Genomic DNA, 20,946 nt, shown 5'->3' with positions numbered 1-20,946 from the left:
TAAAAATCTTTTAAGGACAAATTTCATGAAAAATCTTTTAATCATAGGCGCAGGTGGAGTAAGTCGTGTGGCTACTGTAAAATGCGCAATGAATTCTGATACTTTTAGCAAAATCACTTTAGCTAGTAGAACAAAAAGCAAATGTGATGAAATCGCTACTTTTATCAAAGAGCGTTTAGGGGTTCAAATTGAAACAGCGCAAATTGATGCTGATGATAGCAATGCGGTTGTAGAACTTATCAAGAAAACAAGAGCGCAAATTTTACTCAATGTTGCTTTGCCTTATCAAGATTTGAGTTTAATGGATGCTTGTATAAAAGCAGGGATTGATTATATAGATACGGCAAATTATGAACATCCTGATTTAGCTAAATTTGAATACAAAGAGCAATGGGCGAGAAATGATAAGTTTAAACAAGCAGGAATTTTAGGACTTTTAGGAAGTGGATTTGATCCTGGTGTAACTAATGTTTTTTGTGCTTATGCACAGCAAAATTTATTTGATGAAATTTCTTATATAGATATTTTAGATTGCAATGCAGGTGATCATGGCTATGCTTTTGCGACGAATTTTAACCCTGAAATCAATCTGCGTGAGGTTTCTGCTAAAGGGCGTTATTGGGAAAATGGCAAGTGGATAGAAACGCAGCCTATGGAAATAAAAATGGAGTGGGATTATCCAGAAGTAGGAGTGAAAGATAGCTATTTGCTTTATCATGAAGAACTTGAAAGCTTGGTAAAAAATATCAAAGGTTTAAAAAGAATACGCTTTTTTATGACTTTTGGACAAAGTTATTTAACTCACATGAAATGTCTTGAAAATGTTGGAATGCTAGGGATTAAACCTGTGATACACCAAGGTAAAGAAATCATTCCTATAGAATTTTTAAAAACCTTGCTTCCTGATCCTGCAAGTTTAGGACCACGCACTAAAGGTTATACCAATATAGGTTGTGTGATTCGTGGTAAAAAAGATGGAAAAGACAAACAAGTTTATATTTATAATGTTTGCAATCATGAAGAATGTTACAAAGAAACTGGCGCGCAAGCTGTGAGCTATACTACAGGTGTTCCTGCTATGATAGGTACGAAATTAATCGCTAAAGGAATTTGGCAAGGAAAAGGCGTGTTTAATATGGAAGAATTTGACGCTAAGCCTTTTATGGAAGAGCTGAATTCTCAAGGACTTCCTTGGAAGATTATCGAAATGACTCCAAGCTTAGGAGAGTAAGTGCTAGAGCACTTACTTTTGTCCTATATAAATAAAGTGCTCCACACTGCCTTCAAAATTATACAGATTAATTAATTCATAATCTCCCCAAAATAAAGGTTTAAAAGGTTTAAAATCTTCTTTTAATTCTTCTATGTCTTTAGCAAAGCGTATATATGAAGAACCACTCAATCTACCACTTGGACATCCTTTTACTTCACGCAAGCTATTATCCATAAGTTTTCCTCTTTCATACATACTATAGCCTTTATCGCTCATCATGGTTGCAAATATAATAGCTCCTTCATTGCATAGTTCATAAAATTCTTGCACAGCTTCTTTAAAAGCTTGTTTTGTAAGATAATATAAGCTTTGATTTGCAAATATAAAATCCATTTTTGTATTGAAGAGTTTTTTAAAGCTAGAATTAGGAGATATGATGTGAAAATTTTTAGAATCTAAGCAAGGATCTTTTTCCCAAACTTTTTTTAAACTAGGAACTATATCAATGCCATAAGGCTCTATACCCCCCCCCCGGTTATATTTTTAAAATACTTAGAATGCACTCCATTTCCACAACCAAAATCAAGTAATTTTCCACTTGTTTTGCTTAGTTTGTATTTTAAGATTCTCTCGTAAAATCTTATAACATGACCATCAGGATATTGAAGTCCATAACCTTCTTTGTCATATTTTTGAGTATATGCAGATAAAGAATTATCCATTTTTGCCCCTTTTTGTGTAGAATGTTGACTTAATGTCAAAATCCATTCTAGCACAAAAAGGATTAAAGTTATTTTACAGGGTGAAGTTCATTTGCATAAAAGCTAACTGATCCCATGCCTTCTTTTAAAGCCCATTCGTAAGCTTTTGCAACAAATTCCCAGTTAATATGAGCATAGAATTTTTCTAAATAAGCAGGGCGTGCATTACGATGATCTACATAATAAGCATGTTCCCAAACATCTACAACAAGTAAAGGAACTTTATCTTCAGTAATTGGTGTAGCTGCGTTTGAAGTACCTACAAATTCTAGTTTTTGATTTTTAGTATTATAAACTAACCAAAACCATCCTGAACCAAAAACTCCTGTAGCACCTTTGATGAATTCAGCTTTGAAATTTTCTAAAGATCCAAATTCTTTTTCTAGTGCCGCTTGTAAATTAGCATCTATACTTTGACATGAACCGCCACAGCCACAGCCTGTACTTGGCTTAATGCAATCAAAATAAAAATCATGATTATAAACTTGAGCTGCGTTATTAAATACACCCCCATTTGAAGTTTTGATAATACTTACAAGATCTTTACCTGCAAATTCAGTATCTTTAATAAGATTATTTAGATTTGTAACATAAGTATTGTGATGTTTTCCATGATGATAGCTAAAAGTTTCAGCACTCAAAAAATCACCAAAAGCATTGGTATCATAAGGTAATTTTCTTAATTCAAACATAATTTCTCCTTTATTTTTAGTTTGATATTGAAAATATTACCATAATAATATTAAAAAGAGTAAAAATATCTTAAAAGCTTAGTGGGTAAAATTTCTATTTATTTAACCTAAATAAAATAAGATACATTTATAATATATTTTAATAATAATTTAAATATATATAAAAAATTATATTTTTTTGAAATATTTTTACAAAAAATATCTATTTGTTGATTTTTAATAATTACAATTAATTTGCAACTAAAAATTATTCATAAGGAGGAAAATATGAAAAAAGTTGTACTAATCTCAGCATTACTAGGTGCTTTCGCAGCTAATGTTTTTGCAGCTGATACTCCAAGCGATGTAAATCAAACACATACAAAAGCTCATCATTCAAAAGCTAAAGCTGATAAAAAACATGAAGCTAAAACTCACAAAAAAACAAAAGAGCAAACACCAACTCAATAATGCCCAGCCTTGATATAAGTCTATAATAGACTTATATCAAAAGCTATTCGTATTCTACAAAATAAATTATTAATATTTATTAAATTTCAATAGAAAAAATGAAAAAATTGTTATTTTAAAAGAAAAATTAAAAAGTGGTGACCCATACGAGACTCGAACTCGTGTTACCGCCGTGAAAGGGCGATGTCCTAACCGCTAGACGAATGGGCCACTTTTAAGGAGTAAAAAATAAAAATGAAATTGAATTATATATATTTATTTCTTAAAATTTAATTAAATATATCAAAATTATGTGATTTTTATCTTTGTTTAATTATAATTTCATCTTCAATTTTTTATAAAATTTTAGGATTTATTATGGATTTTTATAGTCTTATTTTTTTATCCTGTGCTTTAGGAATGGATGCTTTTGCTGTATCACTATGTAAAGGTTTTAGTGTTAAAAAACTACATTTAAAACATTATCTTATTGTTGGAATTTATTTTGGTGGATTTCAAGCTTTGATGCCAACTATTGGTTATTTTATAGGCATAACTTTTGCATCTTTTATTGCGAGTATTGATCATTGGATAGCTTTTATTTTACTTTCTTTAATAGGATTAAAAATGATCAAAGAGTCATTGGAAAATGAAAATTGCGATAGTAATGCCAATCAATTTGGCTTTAAAACCATGCTAGCTTTAGCAATTGCTACGAGTATCGATGCACTAGCAGTTGGTGTGAGTTTTGCATTTTTAAATGTAAATTTATTATTAGCTATATTTTTAATAGGTATTATCACCTTCATTTTATGTATCATTGCTCTAAAAATAGGGAATAAATTTGGAATTTATCTTAAAAATAAAGCTGAACTTTTAGGCGGATTGGTTTTAATTATACTAGGAGTAAAAATTCTAATAGAACATTTATTTTTCGATTGAAAATTTCATTCTTAAAGTAGCTAAAGCTTTATCAAATTCCAAGGCTTTACTTTGAAATTTTTTATTAAAAGTTCTTTGTCTTTTGGCAAGTTGTGTAGTATGTATCGTGATTAAATTTTCAAGCTCTTTAAAGGAAATTTCTCCATCTAAATATTCTTTACACTCTTTCAAACCTATAGAATTTAATGCTTTAAGTTTATGATCAAATTTAGAAAAAAGAATTTTTGCTTCATCTAAAAGTCCATTATCAAGCATTTCTTTTGTTCTAGTTTTAATACGTTTTTTTAAAATTTCTTTATCCCACGCAAGCTCATAAATTTCTATATCTTTAAGCACCCCAGTTTTTTGTGTTCTTTTTAAAAATTCACTAGGAATTTCTCTTGTTTGTTCATAAATACCCAGCCATTTTTTTAATCTATAAGTATCATTTTTTTCTATTTTATAGTTTGGATCAATATTTAATAAAAGAGCATAAATTTCATCGTTATTTAAAGAACTCTTTGACTCTAAGGTTTTTTCACTTAAACCATCTATCATAGTTTTTAAATAAAATCCAGTTCCACCTACTATAATTAGAGGTAAATTTCTAGCTAAAGCAAATTCTTTTGCTTTTTGATATTCTCTTATGAATAACTCAACATTAAAATGTTCATTCACGCTCAATAAATTTACCCCAAAGTATTTTATACTCGCAAGATCATCTTGTGAAGGCTTGGCACTTGCTATATTAATCTCTTTATAAACACAAAGACTATCAAGACTTAAAACAACAGCATTAAATTCTCTTGCTAAAGTATTGGCTATGTATGTTTTTCCACTCGCAGTTGTTCCTATTAATGCTATTTCAAAAAACATTTTAATATTTATCCTAAAATTTATAAAAATTTTAGTAAAATCATAGCAAAAAATATTTTAAAGTAGAAAAATGAACACATTCTGGATAAAATTTAAAGATATTTTAGAACTTGTAGTATTTAAGCATTCTATTTTTGCTTTGCCTTTTTTATTTTCCTCTATGATTGTAGCATCAAAACTTGTAAATGACACTGCTTGGTTTGGTTTTAAGGCGTTGATTTTAGGCATTATTTGTGCGGTAAGTGCAAGAAATTTTGCCATGGCTACAAATCGTTTAATGGATGAAGATATAGATAAGGATAATCCTCGTTGTGCAAATCGCCCTAATGTCAGTGGAAAAATAGGTAGAAAAAGCGTATGGATTTTTATCATTATTAATGCACTTATTTTTATATCATGTTCTTATTTTATTAATACCTTGGCCTTTTATTTGTCTTTTCCTGTGCTTTTGGTATTGGCTATTTATTCAGCTTTTAAGCGCTTTAGTTCTTTAGCACATTTAGTTTTAGGATTTTGTTTAGGACTTGCGCCTATTGCAGGAAGTGTTATAATTATGGGTGAAATTCACATTTATAGCGTTATTTTATGTTTAGGTGTAACTTTTTGGACAGCTGGGTTTGATCTGCTTTATTCTTTACAAGATATGGAGTATGATAAAAAAATAGGACTTCACTCTATTCCTGCTAAATTTGGTTCAAAGGCTACTTTATTTATATCAGCTTTTTGCCATATTTTAGCGGTATTATTTTGGCTTCTTTTTGTGTGGGAAGTTTGGGGTGTAGCACTTGGAAAAATAGCACTTATTGGGGTAATTATAAGCGGTATTATTTTAGCCTTGGAACATAAAATTGTTCACAAGAATTTTGCTCATATTGATAGAGCATTTTTTACTCTAAATGGTTATTTAAGTATTATCTTTTTTATTTTTATTTGGATTGATTTATTATGGAATTAGCACTTTTTAAAGCAGGATTTGAAGCTCATTTAGAATGTTGTGAAATAGAAAATAACCGTTTTCTTGGAGAATACCTAAAACTTGGAGCAATTTCTCAAATTTTAAAATGGAAAAAACTTGCTTTACGCATTGATTTTGACGAGGGTGAAAAAATTATTTTTGATCTTCTTTTAAGTCTAAAAGAAGATATTTTAAGGCTTGAAAATTCTTTAGATAAAAATAAAGAACTTATACCACTTAAGCAAAAAGGGGTAGTAGAATCTTTGAATTTTGAATATCTAAATTTTTTGGATACTATTTTAGAAGAAGATAAAGAATATTATTTAAGATTTGATTTAAATAATCAAAAAATAGCTATTTTTATCAAAGCTCAAAGTCAAACATTGGCAAAAATTATCAAAATTAAGCCTGAAGACAAAATGGCTTTTGATGCTTTTGTTGTTGAAATTCAAAGAAATATGATAAGAAATAAGAAAGGCCAAGAATGAGTGATGATGTACTTTATTTAGTTTTTATAATTGTGCTTTTAATTGCAATGCTAGCCTATATGAATATCAAAGAAAGAGAAAATAATGCAAAAATAGCAAAACTTCAAAATGTGATAGAAGATATTACCAAAGAACTTCATTATTTTCGTAAAGAATTAGGAGTTAAAGATGATAGCGAAGAGGATGAAGACTATAAAACCTCTCTTTTAAAAGAAGAAATTATGATTGAACTTGATAAACAAATCAGTTCAAAAATCACTCCTGTTTTAAGAACACTAAAAACTATGGAACATATCATAGAAGATTTTCAAAATGAACAACAAAATCGTCTTTTAAATTTAGAACAAAAAGCACAAAGCATGGCTAAACTTACGCCAAATTACGATACAGAAGAACAAAAAATAGAAAATCTTTTCAAAGAAGGAAAAAGCATAGAACAAATCGCTAAAGATTTACGCATTGGCACTGGAAATGTAGAACTTGTCTTAAAATTTAAGAAATTAATAAAATAGAATGGAAAATAAATGCTTATAGATCAATTCAGTAGAAAGATAAATTATCTTAGAATTTCAGTTACACAAAGATGTAACTTTCGCTGCCTTTATTGTATGCCAAAAATTCCTTTCGATTATCAGCCAAAAGAAAATTTATTAAGCTTCGAAGAACTTTTTTTATTTGTTAAAGCAGCTATAGACGAAGGAATTGAAAAAATCCGTATAACAGGTGGAGAACCTTTATTAAGAAAAGATTTAAGTATTTTTATAAAAATGATTAGCGATTATAAAAGCGATATTGACCTTGCTATAACTACAAATGGATTTTTACTAAAAGACTTTGCTAAAGACCTAAAAAATGCTGGACTTAAACGACTTAATATTTCACTTGATACCCTAGATCACAAAAAAGCAAAAACTCTTGCGCAAAAAGATGTATTAGATAGTGTTTTATCTGGAATTGATGAAGCTTTAAATCTAGATTTGAAAGTAAAACTTAATACTGTAGCTCTTAAAAATTTAAACGATGATGAACTGATATCTCTTTTGGAATTTGCAAAATCAAAAAAAGCTCAAATTCGCTTTATAGAATTTATGGAAAATACTCATGCTTATGGTAAATTACAAGGATTAAAAAGAGATGAAATTATACAAATTTTGAGTCAAAAATATCAAATTCAACTTATAAAAAAAGATGAAAAAGCACCTGTGAGTATTTACAAGGCAGATGATTATGAATTTGGAATTATAGATCCTCATAGCCATGAATTTTGCGATTCTTGCAATCGCATACGCTTAAGTGCTGAAGGCTTGTTAATACCTTGTCTTTATTTTGATGAAGCATTAAGCATAAAAGAAGCGGTTCGAAAAGGTGATATTAAAGCCGCTGTAGAAATATTACAAGAAGTATTAAGAAATAAACCAGAAAAAAATAAATGGAGTGTTGTTGATAATGAAACCTCATCTCGTGCTTTTTATCAAACTGGAGGTTAATTTTGCAACTTGTTGAAAGTTTCTTAAGCATTCAAGGAGAAGGTAAATATAATGGAAAATTAGCTATTTTTATGCGTTTTGCTGGTTGTAATTTCAACTGTTTAGGTTTTAATGTAAAAATATCAAAAAACGATAAAACTCTCATTGGATGTGACACGATAAGAGCTGTTTTCACAAAAGATTTTAAAGAAAGTTATGAAACTTTAAATGCTAATGAACTTTTAAAAAGAGTGATAAAATTAAAACAAGACTTTGATCCTATAGTTGTTATCACAGGTGGAGAGCCATTAATCCATTATGAAAATCCTGAATTTACAGAATTTATCCAAATGTTATTAAAAAATAAATTCGAAATACACTTTGAAAGCAATGGAAGCATAGAAATTGATTTTGATAGATATCCTTTTTACAAAGAATGTATTTTTGCTTTAAGCGTTAAACTCCAAAATAGTGGGATAAAAAAAGATAAACGATTAAATTTTAAAGCTTTAAAAGCATTTAAAAATTACGCAAAAGATAGTTTTTATAAATTTGTTTTAGATGCCAATACTCTTGATAATTCATTTTTAGAAATCAATGAAATTCTAAAAGAAGCTCCAAATCAAATTTTTTGTATGCCTATGGGTGAAAATGAGCAAAACCTTAAAAAAAATGCTCAAAAAATTGCTGAATTTTGTATTAAGAATGGTTATAATTATTCTGATAGAATTCATATTCGTCTTTGGAACGATAAAGAGGGTGTATGATTATAAGAAAATTATTTGAATTTGAAAACGCACACATTGTTAGATTTTGTTCTTCTAAGCGTTGCAAAAGTAGCATTCATGGACATTCTTACAAAGTTGAAGTTTTACTTGAAAGCAAATATTTAGATAATGCTGGAATGGTCTATGATTTTGGACTTTTAAAAACCTATATACGCCAAATTATTGATAGTTTTGATCATGCTATCACTCTTTTTAAATATGATGACGCAAAATATTTAGAAGAAATGAAAAAATATTCAAGTCGTTGGATTTGCCTGCCTGTTAATGTAAGTGCTGAAAATTTTTGTCGTGTATTTTTCATACTTATAGATGCTTTATTAAAACAAACAAAAATGGTAAATGGAGAACAAGGAGTGACTTTACAAAGCATCATTGTTCATGAAACAAGAACAGGTTATGCACAAGGTTTTAGAGAAGATGCCTATAGTGAGCTAATGCCAAAAATTTCACTTCAAGACATAGAATTTTCCAATGGCATTAAAGCAGAATGGAATGATATAGATTTTTATAACAAATTAAAAAATGAAGAAATTTTTATAAATCCAAAGGAGATTTAATGCAAAAAGCTAAAATTTTAATTGCCTTAAGTTTTTTTTTATTAGTTTTATCTGCCTGTTCTAATGATGAAAAAAATATTTCCAAGACTCAAAATACAGATCAAGAAGTAGTCCAAATAGAACAAAACGATGAAAAAACAGAATTAAGTGACTCCAACCTGCCTTTACCTGTAGATGATGAAGCACAAAGTTCAGATGATGAACATGAAGTCAATCCTAGTATTATCAACTCTTTATATAAACAAAAATGCGCCACTTGTCATGGAGAAAAAGGGGAATTAAAACCTAAAAACAGCACGGCCATTAAAACCTTGAGCAATAAAATTTTTATACAAAAAATAAAAACGATAAAAGATAAAAACCATAGTTTTTTAAGTGATGAACAAATTCAAAATTTAGCTGATTTTATAAACAAAGGAAAATAATGGATCAAAGTTACGAATTCTTTTTAGCTTTACATCTTTATAGTCTTTATGCGAGCGGTTTTTTAATGCTTTTTTATCTTATACTAACACAAGGAAATTTTAAAACCGAATTCATTTTTATTCGCAGAATACGATTATTTTTACCAATTTATTATTTATTTTTAGCTTTGATTATTTTTACAGGTTGTTTGTTATCAGCAATGAAACAATTTCAAATGAATGTCAATATCTGGGTAATGATTTTTTCTTGGATCTTAATTTTTGCCTTAGCAATTTTTCACTTTGTTTGTTTTAAAAAAGCAAGAAGATTTAGAAAATATGCCACTTTTAGATGGATTAGTTGTTTGATTTTACCTTTTGAAATTTTTTTATTGTTTTTGCCTTTTTTAATAGAAAGATATCTATAAAATGCAATTTTTGTATAACAAGCAAGCTGGAGAAGAGTTTATACAACTTCAAGGTGAAAACTTTAACCATTTAAAAGTAAGAAGAGTAAAGGAAAATTCGGAGCTAAATCTTAGAAATTTACAAGATAATTTTCTTTACAACTATACAATCACAAATTTAACAAGAAATTCTTGCACTTTAAAATTTTTAAACAAAAAATCACAAAATATAAAACAAAGTGAATTAAACTTAGCCTTAGCCATTATAGATATTAAAATTTTAGAAAAAACTCTACCTTTCTTAAATGAACTTGGAGTAAAAAAGTTACATTTGGTTTTTACAAATTTTTCACAAAGAAATTTTAAAATCGATTTAGAAAGATTTGAAAAAATCATTATTTCTTCTTGTGAACAATGCGGTAGAAATACTAAAATGGATTTAATTATCCACCAAAGCACTCAAGAATTTGTTCAAAAATTTCCAAATGCAATTATGGTTGATTTTCAAGGAGAACAACAAAGTCATTTCGATGAAAAAGAATTATATTTTATAGGTCCTGAAGGTGGATTTAACAATGATGAGAGATTATTGTTTAACCGGAAAATCTCTCTTAAAAGCTCTAATATTCTAAAAAGTCAAACAGCTATTATAGCTATAGCTTCAAAAATTTTACTTTAACTTTTCTTAAATTAATCTCTTTTTTATGTTAAATAATTTATAATCACGGCTTATTGTTTTAATTTTTAAGGAAAACTAATGAAAAAAGAAATTCACCCAGAATATGTAGAATGCAAAGTAAGTTGTGCTTGTGGAAATACTTTTACAACAAAGTCAAACAAAGCAGAATTAAGAGTAGATATTTGTTCAAATTGCCATCCTTTTTTTACAGGCAGTGAAAAAATTGTAGATGCTGCAGGTCGTGTAGAGAAATTTAAGAAAAAATACGCAATGCAATAATTATGCTTTATTTTATTCCTACTCCCATAGGAAATTTAAGCGATATTTCTTTTAGAGCCTTAGAACTTTTAAAGACTTGCGATCTTGTGTTTTGCGAAGATACAAGAGTAAGTAAGTCTTTGATTTCGTTATTAAATACCAAATTTCATACTGATATACATATTTCTAAATTTATAGCCTTACACTCCCATAATGAAAAAGAAGTTTTAGCAAGTATTGATTTAAAGATATTTGAAAAAAATGTAGCTTATTTAAGTGATGCAGGAATGCCAGGAATTAGTGATCCTGGCAAGACTTTGGTAGAATTTGCACAAGAAAATAATATCACCTATGAAATTTTACCAGGTGCAAATGCAGCCTTAGTTGCTCTTGTAAGCTCGGCATTTTGTCAAAAAGAATTTATCTTTATTGGTTTTTTAGCAAATAAAGGTAAAGAAAGACAAAAAGATATAGAAAAAATTTTAAATCTTCCTTATCCAAGTATTATTTACGAATCCCCTAAGCGTATTTTATCTTTAGTAGAACAAATTATGATTCTAGATAGCCAAAGAGAAATTTTTTTGATTAAAGAAATCAGTAAAAAATTTGAAAAAAAATTTAAAGGCAATGCTAAAGAGCTTTTTGAAATTTTAAAAAAGTCTAATTTAAACGGTGAATGGGTTGTAGTACTACAATCAAAAGAACAAAATTTTTTGCAAAATACTCTTTGTGAAAAAGATATTATGGATTTAGAGCTGCCTTTAAAAGCAAAAGCAAAATTATTATCAAAGATCAATGGAAAAAATGCAAAAGAAATTTATCAAAAACTGCTTTTAAGTCAAGATTAGGTAAAATTTTAAGTATGATAGTTTATGGGAAGCAAATATTTTTTTATATTTTAGAATATCATAAAGACTGTATCAATGAGCTTTATTTAGCAAAAGAATGTGATAAAATTACTTTTTCCAAAATCGCAAAATCTGGTTTTAAAATCAAAAAACTTGATTTTAAAACTGCTCAAGCTTATGCGAAAGGTGGAAATCATCAAGGTTTTTTGCTAGATATTAAAGAAAGTTCTTTTGCAAATTTAAATGAGATCAAAAAAAATGATTTTATTGTTATGCTTTATGGAATTAGTGATGTAGGAAATATAGGGGCTATCACGCGTACAGCTTATGCTTTAGGGGTTGGGGCTTTAATTTTTATTGGTGAAAAATTAGCCATGGAAGGAGTAATTCGCACAAGCAGCGGAGCGGCTCTTGATTTACCTATTGCAATAAGTAACGATGCTTTAAGTGTAATAAACGAACTAAAACAAGTAGGTTTTTATTTTTATGCGAGTGATGGCTCGGGAAAAGAAATTCACAGTGTAAAAATAAGCAATGGTAAAAAAGTTTTAGTTTTGGGTAGTGAGGGTTTTGGTTTAAGCTCTAAAATTATAAAAAAATGCGATGAATGTGTGGGCATTGCGATGAAAAATAATTTTGATAGTCTTAATGTCAGCGCTGCTTTTGCAATACTTTGTGATAGGATGTTAAATGCTTAATTGGAAAAAAATACAAGAATTAAATTTAAAAGAAGTTGCAGCAAAAACGCAAATTGAACTTGATTTTCTTGAAGCTTTAGTAGAAAAGAATTTTGCTGTTTTAAGTCGTTTTAATGTTAAAGGTTTTGTTAAAATTTTGAGCAGAGAATACGAACTCGACTTTAGTGATTTTAACGAAGAGTATGAAGCTTATCTTAACGAAAACAATCCTACTCCACAAACAAAATCAAAAATGATAACCCCAAAACTAGATGCTTATAGTCAAAAATCCTTTAACACTTGGCCTTTTTTGATTGTTCTTATTGTTTTAGTGATTATAGGAAGTGGAATTTATTATTTTGATACACTTAGAACTTTTTTCAAAGATGAACAAAATAATACTAGTGCAACAGTTATAGACATAATAGGACAAGCACAAGAAAATTTAAAATCTTTAGGTGGAAACAATGTTGTTATTATAGACAACAATAAAGCACAAGAAACAAATCAAACAGAGAGCGTTTTACCAAGCCAAAACATCTCATTACAAGAAAATGATAAAAACATAAGCATAGAAAATAATATCAGTGAAAATAACACAACCCTACTCGATGAAGAAAAAAATACCCAAATCCAAGAAGACACAAATACACCAAAAACTGATTCTTTAAAAGAAGCACATTTTAAAACCTCTACCAAGATTTGGATAGGTTTGATAGATTTAAAAAGCCTTAAAAAAACAAGCTTTGTTAAAGAAAAAGATTTTAATATTTCTTTAGATAAAGATCAGTTAATTTTAACAGGGGCTGCAGCTTTAACAATGTTTGATCAAGAAAATAAAGAACAAAAATTTCCTGTAGGAATTTCAAAACGTTTCTTGATTAAAGATGGAAAAATTACAAGTATTTCAGCTGCTGAATTTGTAAAATTAAATAAAGGTAAAGAATGGTAAAAAAAATTATTATTCTTACTCTTTGGGTTAATATATCTTTTGCAATCTCAAGTCTTGAATTAGCAAAAAATTTAGTAAACAATCCTAGTAAAAATTCTCAACTAGAATTATTATTCTCAAATAATTCTTACATAGATAATAATGGAAATTGTGATATTGCAAAAATATCTCAAATATTAAAAACCAATTCTTTAATTGCCTTAACACTATCAAATCCTCAAAGTCTAAAACTAAATTTTAAAGCAAAAGCTGATGAAGTTATGTTTTTTAAAATTTTATCCGATGTTTTAACAGATGCCGGATATATATATTTTATCCCTACAGATTTGATTTTAAGAGAAGGAAATATTGACTATACCATACAAGTAGAATCTCAATATGTTTTAGATCCTGGAACGCTTTACAATCTCTTAAAAGAAAATTCTGTCTATATAGATAATATTAAGCGCATTGGAGCATATGACTATGAATATGATTTAAATTTTTCCAATGCTGTATTAAAAACTAATACAAATGTTAATTTAAATACTCCAAAATCATTAGAAAAACCCCTTAAAGACTATGTGTTTGATTTAAAAAATGCTACAAATTTGATTATTGATGCAAATGATTTAGACAATTGGTTTCCTAAAATCTTCTTTTTAGATAAAAATCTGAATCTAATTAAAGCAGTAAAAAGCGAAAATAAAAATAATCATTTTTCAGAACTTATTCCAAATGGTGCTATATATGCTATTGTAAGCGATATGTATAGTTTAGATAATATACGCAGGGGTTTAAAAATCACACTTAAAAAATAAAGGATTAAGAAATGTTTGATGAAATCCGTTTTAATACCATAGAAAGACTTCCAAATTATGTTTTCGCAGAAGTAAATGCGATAAAAATGGCAGCAAGACGTGCTGGAGAGGATATCATCGACTTTTCAATGGGAAATCCCGATGGTAAAACTCCACAACACATTATAGATAAACTTTGTGAAAGTGCTAACAAAGATAAAACCTCGGGATATTCTACATCCATGGGGATTTATAAACTTCGCTTAGCAATTTGTAATTGGTATAAAAGAAAATATAATGTCAACCTAGATCCTGAAAATGAAGTTGTAGCTACTATGGGTTCAAAAGAGGGTTTTGTAAATCTTGCAAGAGCGATTATAAATCCTGGAGATGTTGCTATTGTGCCAACTCCTGCTTATCCTATACATACTCAAGCTTTTATTATAGCAGGAGGTAATGTAGCAAAAATGCCTTTAGCTTATAATGAAAAATTTGAGCTTGATGAAAATCAATTTTTTGAAAATTTACATAAAACTTTAAATGAAAGCATCCCGCGTCCAAAATATGTCGTTGTTAATTTCCCGCATAATCCAACAACAGTAACTTGTGAGAAAAGTTTTTATGAAAGATTGATAGCAACGGCAAAAAAAGAAAGATTTTATATTATTTCAGATATTGCTTATGCAGATTTAACTTATGATGACTATAAAACTCCTTCTATTTTGGAAATTGAAGGCGCAAAAGATATAGCGGTAGAAACTTACACTCTTTCAAAATCTTACAATATGGCAGGCTGGCGCGTGGGTTTTGTAGTAGGAAATAAACGCTTAGTCAGTGCGCTTAAAAAAATAAAATCTTGGTTTGATTATGGTATGTACACACCTATTCAAGTAGCAGCTACCATAGCTTTAGATGGAGATCAAACTTGTGTAGATGAAATCCGTGCAACTTATGATAAAAGAATGCACATTTTACTTGAAGCTTTTGAAAATGCAGGCTGGAAACTTCAAAAACCAAGAGCAAGTATGTTTGTTTGGGCAAAACTCCCTGAAAGCAAAAGACATTTAAAAAGTTTAGAATTTTCAAAGCAACTTTTACAGCGTGCTAGTGTTGCAGTAAGTCCTGGGGTAGGTTTTGGCGAAGCAGGTGATGAGTATGTAAGAATTGCTTTAATTGAAAATGAAAATCGCATACGCCAAGCTGCACGTAATATCAAAAAATATTTAAAAGAGTAAGTTATGAAAGTAGCGATTCTTGGTTATGGCACTGTTGGAAGTGCGGTGGTTAAATTTCTTTTAGAAAATGATAAACTTATTCGTGCAAGATGTGGGCAAAGCATAACTCCTGTGATCGCTCTTGCTAGAAGTCCTAAAAAAAATGCTTTAATTCCAATTACTCATAGCGTTGCAGAAATTTTAAATGCTGATGTAGATGTTTTTGTAGAATTAATGGGTGGGGTGGATGAAGCTTTTAAAATAGTGAGTGAAATTTTAAAAAAGAAAAAAGCTGTTGTTACTGCAAATAAAGCTATGCTTGCTTATCATCGTTATGAACTTGAAAATTTGGCTAAAAATTTAGCTTTTGGTTATGAAGCAAGTGTGGCTGGAGGAATTCCTATTATAAAGGTTTTAAAAGAAGGTTTAAGTGCAAATAATATTTTGGCTATAAAAGGGATTTTAAATGGTACGAGTAATTATATTTTAAGTTCTATGAGTCAAAAAAATATGAGTTTTGAACAGGCTTTGCAAATAGCTCAAAATTTAGGTTATGCAGAAGCTGATCCAACTTTTGACATAGAAGGGCAAGATGCAGCACATAAACTGCTTGTTTTATCAAGTATCGCTTATAATCTTAAAGCTAAACCTGAAGATATTTTGATCGAGGGTATTAGCGAAATTGCGCCTGAAGATATGTATTTTGCTAATGAGTTTGAATTTACCATAAAACTTTTAGGTATAGCTAAGGTGCGTGAAAATAAAGTAGAATTAAGAGTGCATCCTACTATGATAGATAAAGAAAAAATGCTTGCAAAAGTTGATGGAGTGATGAATGCTATAAGCATTAATGGAGATTTGTTGGGTGAAAGTTTGTATTATGGAGCAGGAGCAGGAGGAGAGGCCACTGCAAGTGCTGTGATTTCAGATCTTATGGATATAGCAAGAGATCAGGTAAAAGCACCAATGCTTGGTTTTGTGAACACTTTAGAATACGAGCTTTTAAGCAAAGATAAAATTTATACAAAATATTATTTAAGGGTGAAAGTTGAAGATAAAATAGGGGTTTTATCTAAAATCACACAATTGATGAGTGAAAATAATATTTCTATCGATAGTTTCTTACAAAAACCTAAAAAAAATGATGAAAATTACAGTACTTTGTTTTTTACTACGCATTTAACTTATGAAAAAAGCATACAAAATTTGCTTGAAATTTTACGCAAACAAGATTTTATAAAAACCAAACCTTTTATGATGCGTATAGAATAATGGGTTTAAAAGCTTATTTAGATGGAATTTTAGGTGAAGATAAGGCTTGTAAATTTTTAAAAAAACAGGGCTTTGAAATTTTAAAAAGAAATTTCTATTCTAAATTTGGAGAAATCGATATAATAGCCAAAAAAGATGAAATTTTACATTTTATAGAGGTTAAATTTACTCAAGATGATTATGAAGTTTCCGAGCGTTTGGATAGAAAAAAATTTGAAAAAATTTTAAAAACTATAGAATTTTATCATCTTAAAAATGGAATTTCATCGGATTTTCAGATTGATCTGATTTGCATTAAAAATGATGTGATACAATTTTGCGAAAATATAAGTTTTTAAGCTGATATTTAAAAAAATAAAATACAATTAGACAAAAATTAAAGAAAGGAAAAATTATGGGAAAATATATTGAATTAACAAGTGATAATTTTGCTCAAGCAAAAGAAGGTGTAGCTTTAGTTGATTTTTGGGCTCCATGGTGCGGACCTTGTAGAATGCTTGCTCCGGTTATTGATGAACTTGCAAATGACTTCGATGGTAAAGCTAAAATTTGCAAAGTAAATACAGATGAACAAGGTGATTTAGCAGCTGAATTTGGTGTTCGCTCTATTCCTACGCTTATTTTCTTTAAAAATGGTGAAGTTGTAGATCAACTCGTTGGTGCACAATCTAAACAAGCAATTAGTGATAAACTAAACTCTTTACTATAAACTAAAGGCTAGTATAACTAGCCTTCTTCTTAAAAATTTCAAATTTATACTAAATAATAATTTTTATTAACTACTATTAAGAATAATTTTTATATCATTATTAATAATAAAATTCAATATAAAGGAAATATAAATGTTAGATGTAGCAATCATAGGTGGAGGTCCTGCTGGACTTAGTGCCGGACTTTATGCAACTAGAGGTGGACTTAAAAATGTAGTAATGTTTGAAAAAGGTATGCCTGGTGGACAAATTACCTCAAGTTCTGAGATAGAAAATTATCCAGGTGTAGCCCAAGTTATGGATGGAATTTCTTTTATGGCTCCTTGGAGTGAACAATGTATGCGTTTTGGTTTAAAACATGAAATGGTTGGAGTAGAACAAATTTTAAAAAATAGTGATGGAAGTTTTACCATCAAATTAGAAGGTGGTAAAACAGAACTTGCTAAAGCTGTGATAGTTTGTACAGGCTCAGCTCCAAAAAAAGCAGGTTTTAAGGGCGAAGATGAATTTTTTGGAAAAGGTGTAAGCACTTGTGCAACTTGTGATGGATTTTTTTATAAAAATAAAGAAGTTGCAGTTTTAGGTGGTGGAGATACGGCTTTAGAAGAAGCTTTATATCTAGCAAATATTTGTTCTAAGATTTATCTTATCCACCGCAGAGATGAGTTTAGAGCAGCTCCATCTACAGTAGAAAAAGTTAAGAAAAACGAAAAAATAGAACTCATTACTAGCGCAAGTGTAGATGAAGTATATGGCGATAAAATGGGTGTTGCTGGAGTAAAAGTAAAATTAAAAGATGGTAGTATTAGAGATTTAAATGTTCCAGGAATTTTTACTTTTGTTGGTCTTAACGTAAGAAATGAAATTTTAAAACAAGACGATAGTAAGTTTTTATGCAATATGGAAGAAGGTGGGCAAGTAAGTGTTGATCTTAAAATGCAAACTAGCGTTGCTGGACTTTTTGCCGCAGGGGACCTTAGAAAAGATGCGCCTAAGCAAGTTATTTGTGCTGCAGGTGATGGAGCTGTAGCTGCATTAAGTGCTATGGCTTATATAGAAAGCTTGCATTAAGATTTTATAAAGTTGCTAAAAGCAACTTTATTTTTATTTAGCTTCCTATCACTCCACCATCAAGTTTTCTTATCATTATTACACTCGATCTTGGTGTTTTTCCATAAGGAAAAGTACTACCTTTTAAACCTTCTCCTGGATGTTGTATGCCTACAAACATTGTAGTATAATCCTCGCTAAAAGCAATTCCTGTTAATTCACAAGCAATAGGCCCTGTTAAAAAGCGTCTGATTTCCCCTGTTTTTGGATTTGCTGCTAGCATGCAGTTATTTCCCATACCTTCGTATTCATCTTTATTAGAATAAGATCCATCTGTTTGTATCCAAAGTCTTCCATCTCTATCAAATTTAAGTCCATCAGGAGAATTGAATTTATTTTCACTTGTAATATTATTTGAGCCTTTATATAAGCCTTGTTGGTTATCAGGATTTCCAGCAAGAGCAAAAATTTCCCAAGTAAAATCATCGTCTTTATGAGAATTTTTTGGCATCCATTTTAAAATTTGTCCATAAACATTTTTAGTCCTTGGATTTGCTGCATTAGGTTCTTGGCGATTTTTGTTGTTCGTTAGTGTTGCAAATACTTCTTTAGAACCACTTTGTTTATGGCTTGCTATCCATTCACATCTATCCATAGGAGTTGCACCTACAATACTTGCAGCAAGACGCGTATTGATGAGTACTTGAGCTTGAGACTTAAAACCATTTTTTTCATCTAGGCCGTTTTTGCCATATTCTAAAGCTATCCATTTTCCCTGTCCTTTAAAATCTCCCACATTGCCGTTAAACTGTCCTACATACAAAGTACCTTCATCTAAAATTTTACTTGTATCAGTACCTTTTTTGTATTTGTGTTTGCTAACAAATTTATAAATAAATTCATTCATCTCATCATCACCCATATAAACTATAACAGAACCATCTTTTTCTACGATAATTTCTGCATTTTCATGTTTAAAACGCCCTAAAGAAGTTCTTTTAACAGGTGTGCTTTTTGCATCAAAAGGATTGATTTCCACTATCCAACCAAAACGATTGGCTTCATCGATATTTTTAGCTAAATCAAATCTTTCATCAAATTTTTCCCAACCATAAAGGCTAGTTTTGTTAAATCCATAGCGTTTAAGAGAGTCATTAAATTCTAGATTTTCACCTGAACTTCCAAAAAAGTCATCAAAATTTTCTTCACAGGTGATATAAGTTCCCCAAGGTGTTTGTCCATTTGCACAATTTGCAAAAGTTCCATGAACAAATTTTTCATTTTTTAAAACTTCTTTTTTAGCTGCTCCACTTACTTGCATTTTAGTGTTTGCATCGATTCTACGATTATATTTAGAGTCTAAAACCACAGTCCAATCATCACCCTTTTTTTCGATTTCTAAGATACTCACACCCACACTGGCTTGTTCATATAAAACATCTTCTTTGCTTAAATTTTTACCATGATGATTAAACATGATTTCAGGATTTATATATTCATTATTAACGGCTAAAATTCCTCTGTTTTTTGAAAGTGGAAAAAAACTCATACCATCATCGTTATCTCCAAAAACCAAATGAGCATTTTTAACCGCATTCATATCGATGATTTTATTTTCATCATAAGGTTTTGCTTTACTAAAAAGTGGATCACCCCAAGAAATTAAAACCTTTGCTTCATAACCTTGTGGTACTATAACTTTATCTTGCGTGCTTGCACTAACAGCTTTAAAACCTAGCAAATCCTTATCCTTAAGCATAGCAGCACTTAAATTTGAACTTGCAAAAAAAGCCACCATAGAACCTAAAGCTGAACCTTTTAAAAACAATCTTCTTTCCATTTGTTTTTACTCCATATTAAAATTTAAAACAATGGAAGTATAAAAATATTTGGAAACTTTTTAGAAACTTTGATGAAAAATTTAAATTGAAGGAAAAATTTATACCTAGTTTTTCACTAGGTATAAATGACTAATTAAAACCTCTTCTTCTTAACATCTTCTAAGATATTATTAGCTATATCACTTACTGTACTAGAAATAATAGCTGATTCATTAGCAATTTCAACATTATCTTTAGTAGTTTGATCAATTTGAGCTACGCTATCATTGATTTGAGTGATACCTGCAGTTTGTTCTTTAATACTTTCTGCCATATCATTGATAGATTGAACAAGTAAATTAGTATTAGCTTCAATTTCTGATAAAGACTTTTGAGTTCTTTCAGCTAACTTTCTAACTTCATCAGCTACCACTGCAAAGCCTCTACCATGTTCTCCAGCACGAGCTGCTTCAATAGCTGCATTTAAAGCTAAAAGATTGATTTGATCTGCAATATCACCTATAATACCTGTAACATTTTTAATCTCTTCAGATTGAGTGATAACATCACTAGTTTTAACTGAAACATTTTGCATAGAAGAAGTGATCTCTTCTAAAGCTGCTGCAGTTTCTTCTAAAGATTGAGCTTGAGAATTTGAAGAAGTGGTTAAGCTTTGAACAGCAGTTTGTAATTTTCCACTTTCATTAGCTAAAGCATTAGCAAAGTCTGA

Annotated in this window: 28 protein-coding genes and 1 tRNA gene; 22 read left to right on the top strand and 7 right to left on the bottom strand. The window is 29.5% G+C overall.

What is annotated here, in order from left to right:
• Nucleotides 1-25: 25 nt before the first annotated feature.
• The gene (locus AJ889_RS02195) at nt 26-1,231 is read left to right on the top strand and encodes a saccharopine dehydrogenase family protein (protein ID WP_032584893.1); all 1,206 of its coding nucleotides are present in this window, start codon (nt 26-28) and stop codon (nt 1,229-1,231) included.
• 12 nt (nt 1,232-1,243) lie between these two features.
• Here the strand turns inward: AJ889_RS02195 and AJ889_RS09550 are convergent, their stop codons facing one another.
• The 3 genes from AJ889_RS09550 to sodB form a co-directional block, all read right to left on the bottom strand.
• A complete protein-coding gene (locus AJ889_RS09550; protein WP_032584896.1) occupies nt 1,244-1,606 on the bottom strand; it encodes a hypothetical protein in 363 nt (120 codons plus the stop codon).
• Nucleotides 1,607-1,731: 125 nt separating this feature from the next.
• A complete protein-coding gene (locus AJ889_RS09545) occupies nt 1,732-1,935 on the bottom strand; it encodes a hypothetical protein (RefSeq protein WP_002851823.1) in 204 nt (67 codons plus the stop codon).
• Between the two features lie 68 nt (nt 1,936-2,003).
• Nucleotides 2,004-2,666: a superoxide dismutase [Fe] gene (sodB, locus tag AJ889_RS02180; RefSeq protein ID WP_002851662.1), complete on the bottom strand. Its 663-nt coding sequence runs from the start codon at nt 2,664-2,666 to the stop codon at nt 2,004-2,006.
• 267 nt (nt 2,667-2,933) lie between these two features.
• On the opposite strand from sodB, the gene AJ889_RS02175 reads away from it, so the two are divergent.
• Nucleotides 2,934-3,116, top strand: a complete 183-nt coding sequence (locus AJ889_RS02175) for a hypothetical protein (RefSeq protein WP_032584898.1) — start codon at nt 2,934-2,936, stop codon at nt 3,114-3,116.
• Between the two features lie 135 nt (nt 3,117-3,251).
• Here the strand turns inward: AJ889_RS02175 and AJ889_RS02170 are convergent.
• Nucleotides 3,252-3,326: transfer RNA gene (locus tag AJ889_RS02170), tRNA-Glu, on the bottom strand.
• A gap of 147 nt (nt 3,327-3,473) precedes the next feature.
• On the opposite strand from AJ889_RS02170, the gene AJ889_RS02165 reads away from it, so the two are divergent.
• Nucleotides 3,474-4,037: a manganese efflux pump MntP family protein gene (locus AJ889_RS02165; protein ID WP_002851996.1), complete on the top strand. Its 564-nt coding sequence runs from the start codon at nt 3,474-3,476 to the stop codon at nt 4,035-4,037.
• On the opposite strand, the gene miaA is transcribed toward AJ889_RS02165, so the two are convergent.
• The gene (gene miaA / locus AJ889_RS02160) at nt 4,023-4,892 is read right to left on the bottom strand and encodes a tRNA (adenosine(37)-N6)-dimethylallyltransferase MiaA (RefSeq protein WP_002851982.1); all 870 of its coding nucleotides are present in this window, start codon (nt 4,890-4,892) and stop codon (nt 4,023-4,025) included. The genes AJ889_RS02165 and miaA overlap by 15 nt on opposite strands.
• Nucleotides 4,893-4,962: 70 nt before the next feature.
• On the opposite strand from miaA, the gene mqnP reads away from it, so the two are divergent.
• The 19 genes from mqnP (at nt 4,963) to trxB (ending at nt 18,417) form a co-directional block, all read left to right on the top strand.
• On the top strand, nt 4,963-5,847 hold the full coding sequence (gene mqnP, locus AJ889_RS02155) for a menaquinone biosynthesis prenyltransferase MqnP (protein ID WP_002934845.1): 885 nt from the start codon (nt 4,963-4,965) through the stop codon (nt 5,845-5,847).
• Nucleotides 5,838-6,335, top strand: coding sequence for a hypothetical protein (locus AJ889_RS02150; RefSeq protein ID WP_002872897.1), 498 nt, complete (start codon nt 5,838-5,840; stop codon nt 6,333-6,335). The genes mqnP and AJ889_RS02150 overlap by 10 nt, the downstream gene beginning before the upstream one ends.
• Nucleotides 6,332-6,847 (top strand): DUF6115 domain-containing protein, encoded by a 516-nt coding sequence (locus AJ889_RS02145; RefSeq protein WP_002851715.1) that lies wholly within the window; start codon nt 6,332-6,334, stop codon nt 6,845-6,847. Before AJ889_RS02150 ends, AJ889_RS02145 begins: the two co-directional genes overlap by 4 nt.
• 12 nt (nt 6,848-6,859) lie before the next feature.
• Entirely contained in the window at nt 6,860-7,822 is a 963-nt protein-coding gene (gene moaA / locus AJ889_RS02140) for a GTP 3',8-cyclase MoaA (RefSeq protein WP_002934846.1), read from the top strand.
• Nucleotides 7,823-7,824: 2 nt separating this feature from the next.
• The gene (locus AJ889_RS02135) at nt 7,825-8,568 is read left to right on the top strand and encodes a 7-carboxy-7-deazaguanine synthase QueE (protein ID WP_002934847.1); all 744 of its coding nucleotides are present in this window, start codon (nt 7,825-7,827) and stop codon (nt 8,566-8,568) included.
• Nucleotides 8,565-9,146: a 6-carboxytetrahydropterin synthase gene (locus AJ889_RS02130; protein ID WP_002858675.1), complete on the top strand. Its 582-nt coding sequence runs from the start codon at nt 8,565-8,567 to the stop codon at nt 9,144-9,146. Before AJ889_RS02135 ends, AJ889_RS02130 begins: the two co-directional genes overlap by 4 nt.
• Entirely contained in the window at nt 9,146-9,571 is a 426-nt protein-coding gene (locus AJ889_RS02125) for a cytochrome c (protein ID WP_002867930.1), read from the top strand. Before AJ889_RS02130 ends, AJ889_RS02125 begins: the two co-directional genes overlap by 1 nt.
• Complete coding sequence (locus AJ889_RS02120; protein ID WP_002851635.1) at nt 9,571-9,978, top strand: membrane protein; 408 nt, start codon at nt 9,571-9,573, stop codon at nt 9,976-9,978. Before AJ889_RS02125 ends, AJ889_RS02120 begins: the two co-directional genes overlap by 1 nt.
• Before the next feature lies 1 nt (nt 9,979).
• The gene (locus tag AJ889_RS02115; RefSeq protein WP_002851903.1) at nt 9,980-10,636 is read left to right on the top strand and encodes a 16S rRNA (uracil(1498)-N(3))-methyltransferase; all 657 of its coding nucleotides are present in this window, start codon (nt 9,980-9,982) and stop codon (nt 10,634-10,636) included.
• 78 nt (nt 10,637-10,714) lie between these two features.
• Nucleotides 10,715-10,915, top strand: coding sequence for a 50S ribosomal protein L31 (gene rpmE, locus AJ889_RS02110; protein ID WP_002851603.1), 201 nt, complete (start codon nt 10,715-10,717; stop codon nt 10,913-10,915).
• A 2-nt stretch (nt 10,916-10,917) separates the two neighbouring features.
• Complete coding sequence (gene rsmI / locus AJ889_RS02105; RefSeq protein ID WP_002934850.1) at nt 10,918-11,742, top strand: 16S rRNA (cytidine(1402)-2'-O)-methyltransferase; 825 nt, start codon at nt 10,918-10,920, stop codon at nt 11,740-11,742.
• A 14-nt stretch (nt 11,743-11,756) separates the two neighbouring features.
• The gene (rlmB, locus tag AJ889_RS02100; protein ID WP_002854186.1) at nt 11,757-12,440 is read left to right on the top strand and encodes a 23S rRNA (guanosine(2251)-2'-O)-methyltransferase RlmB; all 684 of its coding nucleotides are present in this window, start codon (nt 11,757-11,759) and stop codon (nt 12,438-12,440) included.
• A complete protein-coding gene (locus tag AJ889_RS02095) occupies nt 12,433-13,371 on the top strand; it encodes a hypothetical protein (protein WP_070293222.1) in 939 nt (312 codons plus the stop codon). The genes rlmB and AJ889_RS02095 overlap by 8 nt, the downstream gene beginning before the upstream one ends.
• Nucleotides 13,365-14,171 carry a hypothetical protein gene (locus AJ889_RS02090; RefSeq protein WP_002934851.1) on the top strand — a complete coding sequence of 269 codons (807 nt, stop codon included), beginning with the start codon at nt 13,365-13,367 and terminating at the stop codon, nt 14,169-14,171. The genes AJ889_RS02095 and AJ889_RS02090 overlap by 7 nt, the downstream gene beginning before the upstream one ends.
• An 11-nt stretch (nt 14,172-14,182) precedes the next feature.
• Nucleotides 14,183-15,385 (top strand): LL-diaminopimelate aminotransferase, encoded by a 1,203-nt coding sequence (locus tag AJ889_RS02085; RefSeq protein WP_002888244.1) that lies wholly within the window; start codon nt 14,183-14,185, stop codon nt 15,383-15,385.
• Between the two features lie 3 nt (nt 15,386-15,388).
• Nucleotides 15,389-16,636 (top strand): homoserine dehydrogenase, encoded by a 1,248-nt coding sequence (locus AJ889_RS02080; RefSeq protein WP_052786774.1) that lies wholly within the window; start codon nt 15,389-15,391, stop codon nt 16,634-16,636.
• Entirely contained in the window at nt 16,636-16,974 is a 339-nt protein-coding gene (locus tag AJ889_RS02075; RefSeq protein WP_052786773.1) for a YraN family protein, read from the top strand. The genes AJ889_RS02080 and AJ889_RS02075 overlap by 1 nt, the downstream gene beginning before the upstream one ends.
• Nucleotides 16,975-17,030: 56 nt before the next feature.
• Nucleotides 17,031-17,345, top strand: coding sequence for a thioredoxin (gene trxA / locus AJ889_RS02070; protein ID WP_002778629.1), 315 nt, complete (start codon nt 17,031-17,033; stop codon nt 17,343-17,345).
• Nucleotides 17,346-17,478: 133 nt separating this feature from the next.
• Nucleotides 17,479-18,417, top strand: coding sequence for a thioredoxin-disulfide reductase (trxB, locus tag AJ889_RS02065; RefSeq protein WP_002851648.1), 939 nt, complete (start codon nt 17,479-17,481; stop codon nt 18,415-18,417).
• A gap of 37 nt (nt 18,418-18,454) precedes the next feature.
• Here trxB and AJ889_RS02060 read toward each other — a convergent pair whose 3' ends face one another.
• Together AJ889_RS02060 and AJ889_RS02055 are read right to left on the bottom strand one after the other, a co-directional pair.
• The gene (locus AJ889_RS02060) at nt 18,455-20,236 is read right to left on the bottom strand and encodes a PhoX family phosphatase (RefSeq protein WP_070293220.1); all 1,782 of its coding nucleotides are present in this window, start codon (nt 20,234-20,236) and stop codon (nt 18,455-18,457) included.
• A 134-nt stretch (nt 20,237-20,370) separates the two neighbouring features.
• Nucleotides 20,371-20,946, bottom strand: a 576-nt coding sequence (locus tag AJ889_RS02055) for a methyl-accepting chemotaxis protein (protein ID WP_074484689.1), incomplete at its 5' end; no start/stop codon positions are given.

Source organism: Campylobacter sp. BCW_6468, assembly GCF_001762865.1.
Classification (GTDB): Bacteria; Campylobacterota; Campylobacteria; order Campylobacterales; family Campylobacteraceae; genus Campylobacter_D; species Campylobacter_D jejuni.
This window is presented reverse-complemented; position numbering and strand designations above follow the sequence as displayed.

Excerpts from the sequence above, each read along its gene's own strand:
- AJ889_RS02195 (WP_032584893.1), top strand. The coding sequence starts at position 26 with ATGAAAAATCTTTTAATCATAGGCGCAGGTGGAGTAAGTCGTGTGGCT.
- AJ889_RS09550 (WP_032584896.1), bottom strand. The coding sequence starts at position 1,606 with ATGGATTTTATATTTGCAAATCAAAGCTTATATTATCTTACAAAACAA.
- AJ889_RS09545 (WP_002851823.1), bottom strand. The coding sequence starts at position 1,935 with ATGGATAATTCTTTATCTGCATATACTCAAAAATATGACAAAGAAGGT.
- sodB (WP_002851662.1), bottom strand. The coding sequence starts at position 2,666 with ATGTTTGAATTAAGAAAATTACCTTATGATACCAATGCTTTTGGTGAT.
- AJ889_RS02175 (WP_032584898.1), top strand. The coding sequence starts at position 2,934 with ATGAAAAAAGTTGTACTAATCTCAGCATTACTAGGTGCTTTCGCAGCT.
- AJ889_RS02165 (WP_002851996.1), top strand. The coding sequence starts at position 3,474 with ATGGATTTTTATAGTCTTATTTTTTTATCCTGTGCTTTAGGAATGGAT.
- miaA (WP_002851982.1), bottom strand. The coding sequence starts at position 4,892 with ATGTTTTTTGAAATAGCATTAATAGGAACAACTGCGAGTGGAAAAACA.
- mqnP (WP_002934845.1), top strand. The coding sequence starts at position 4,963 with ATGAACACATTCTGGATAAAATTTAAAGATATTTTAGAACTTGTAGTA.
- AJ889_RS02150 (WP_002872897.1), top strand. The coding sequence starts at position 5,838 with ATGGAATTAGCACTTTTTAAAGCAGGATTTGAAGCTCATTTAGAATGT.
- AJ889_RS02145 (WP_002851715.1), top strand. The coding sequence starts at position 6,332 with ATGAGTGATGATGTACTTTATTTAGTTTTTATAATTGTGCTTTTAATT.
- moaA (WP_002934846.1), top strand. The coding sequence starts at position 6,860 with ATGCTTATAGATCAATTCAGTAGAAAGATAAATTATCTTAGAATTTCA.
- AJ889_RS02130 (WP_002858675.1), top strand. The coding sequence starts at position 8,565 with ATGATTATAAGAAAATTATTTGAATTTGAAAACGCACACATTGTTAGA.
- AJ889_RS02125 (WP_002867930.1), top strand. The coding sequence starts at position 9,146 with ATGCAAAAAGCTAAAATTTTAATTGCCTTAAGTTTTTTTTTATTAGTT.
- AJ889_RS02120 (WP_002851635.1), top strand. The coding sequence starts at position 9,571 with ATGGATCAAAGTTACGAATTCTTTTTAGCTTTACATCTTTATAGTCTT.
- AJ889_RS02115 (WP_002851903.1), top strand. The coding sequence starts at position 9,980 with ATGCAATTTTTGTATAACAAGCAAGCTGGAGAAGAGTTTATACAACTT.
- rpmE (WP_002851603.1), top strand. The coding sequence starts at position 10,715 with ATGAAAAAAGAAATTCACCCAGAATATGTAGAATGCAAAGTAAGTTGT.
- rsmI (WP_002934850.1), top strand. The coding sequence starts at position 10,918 with ATGCTTTATTTTATTCCTACTCCCATAGGAAATTTAAGCGATATTTCT.
- rlmB (WP_002854186.1), top strand. The coding sequence starts at position 11,757 with ATGATAGTTTATGGGAAGCAAATATTTTTTTATATTTTAGAATATCAT.
- AJ889_RS02095 (WP_070293222.1), top strand. The coding sequence starts at position 12,433 with ATGCTTAATTGGAAAAAAATACAAGAATTAAATTTAAAAGAAGTTGCA.
- AJ889_RS02090 (WP_002934851.1), top strand. The coding sequence starts at position 13,365 with ATGGTAAAAAAAATTATTATTCTTACTCTTTGGGTTAATATATCTTTT.
- AJ889_RS02085 (WP_002888244.1), top strand. The coding sequence starts at position 14,183 with ATGTTTGATGAAATCCGTTTTAATACCATAGAAAGACTTCCAAATTAT.
- AJ889_RS02080 (WP_052786774.1), top strand. The coding sequence starts at position 15,389 with ATGAAAGTAGCGATTCTTGGTTATGGCACTGTTGGAAGTGCGGTGGTT.
- AJ889_RS02075 (WP_052786773.1), top strand. The coding sequence starts at position 16,636 with ATGGGTTTAAAAGCTTATTTAGATGGAATTTTAGGTGAAGATAAGGCT.
- trxA (WP_002778629.1), top strand. The coding sequence starts at position 17,031 with ATGGGAAAATATATTGAATTAACAAGTGATAATTTTGCTCAAGCAAAA.
- trxB (WP_002851648.1), top strand. The coding sequence starts at position 17,479 with ATGTTAGATGTAGCAATCATAGGTGGAGGTCCTGCTGGACTTAGTGCC.
- AJ889_RS02060 (WP_070293220.1), bottom strand. The coding sequence starts at position 20,236 with ATGGAAAGAAGATTGTTTTTAAAAGGTTCAGCTTTAGGTTCTATGGTG.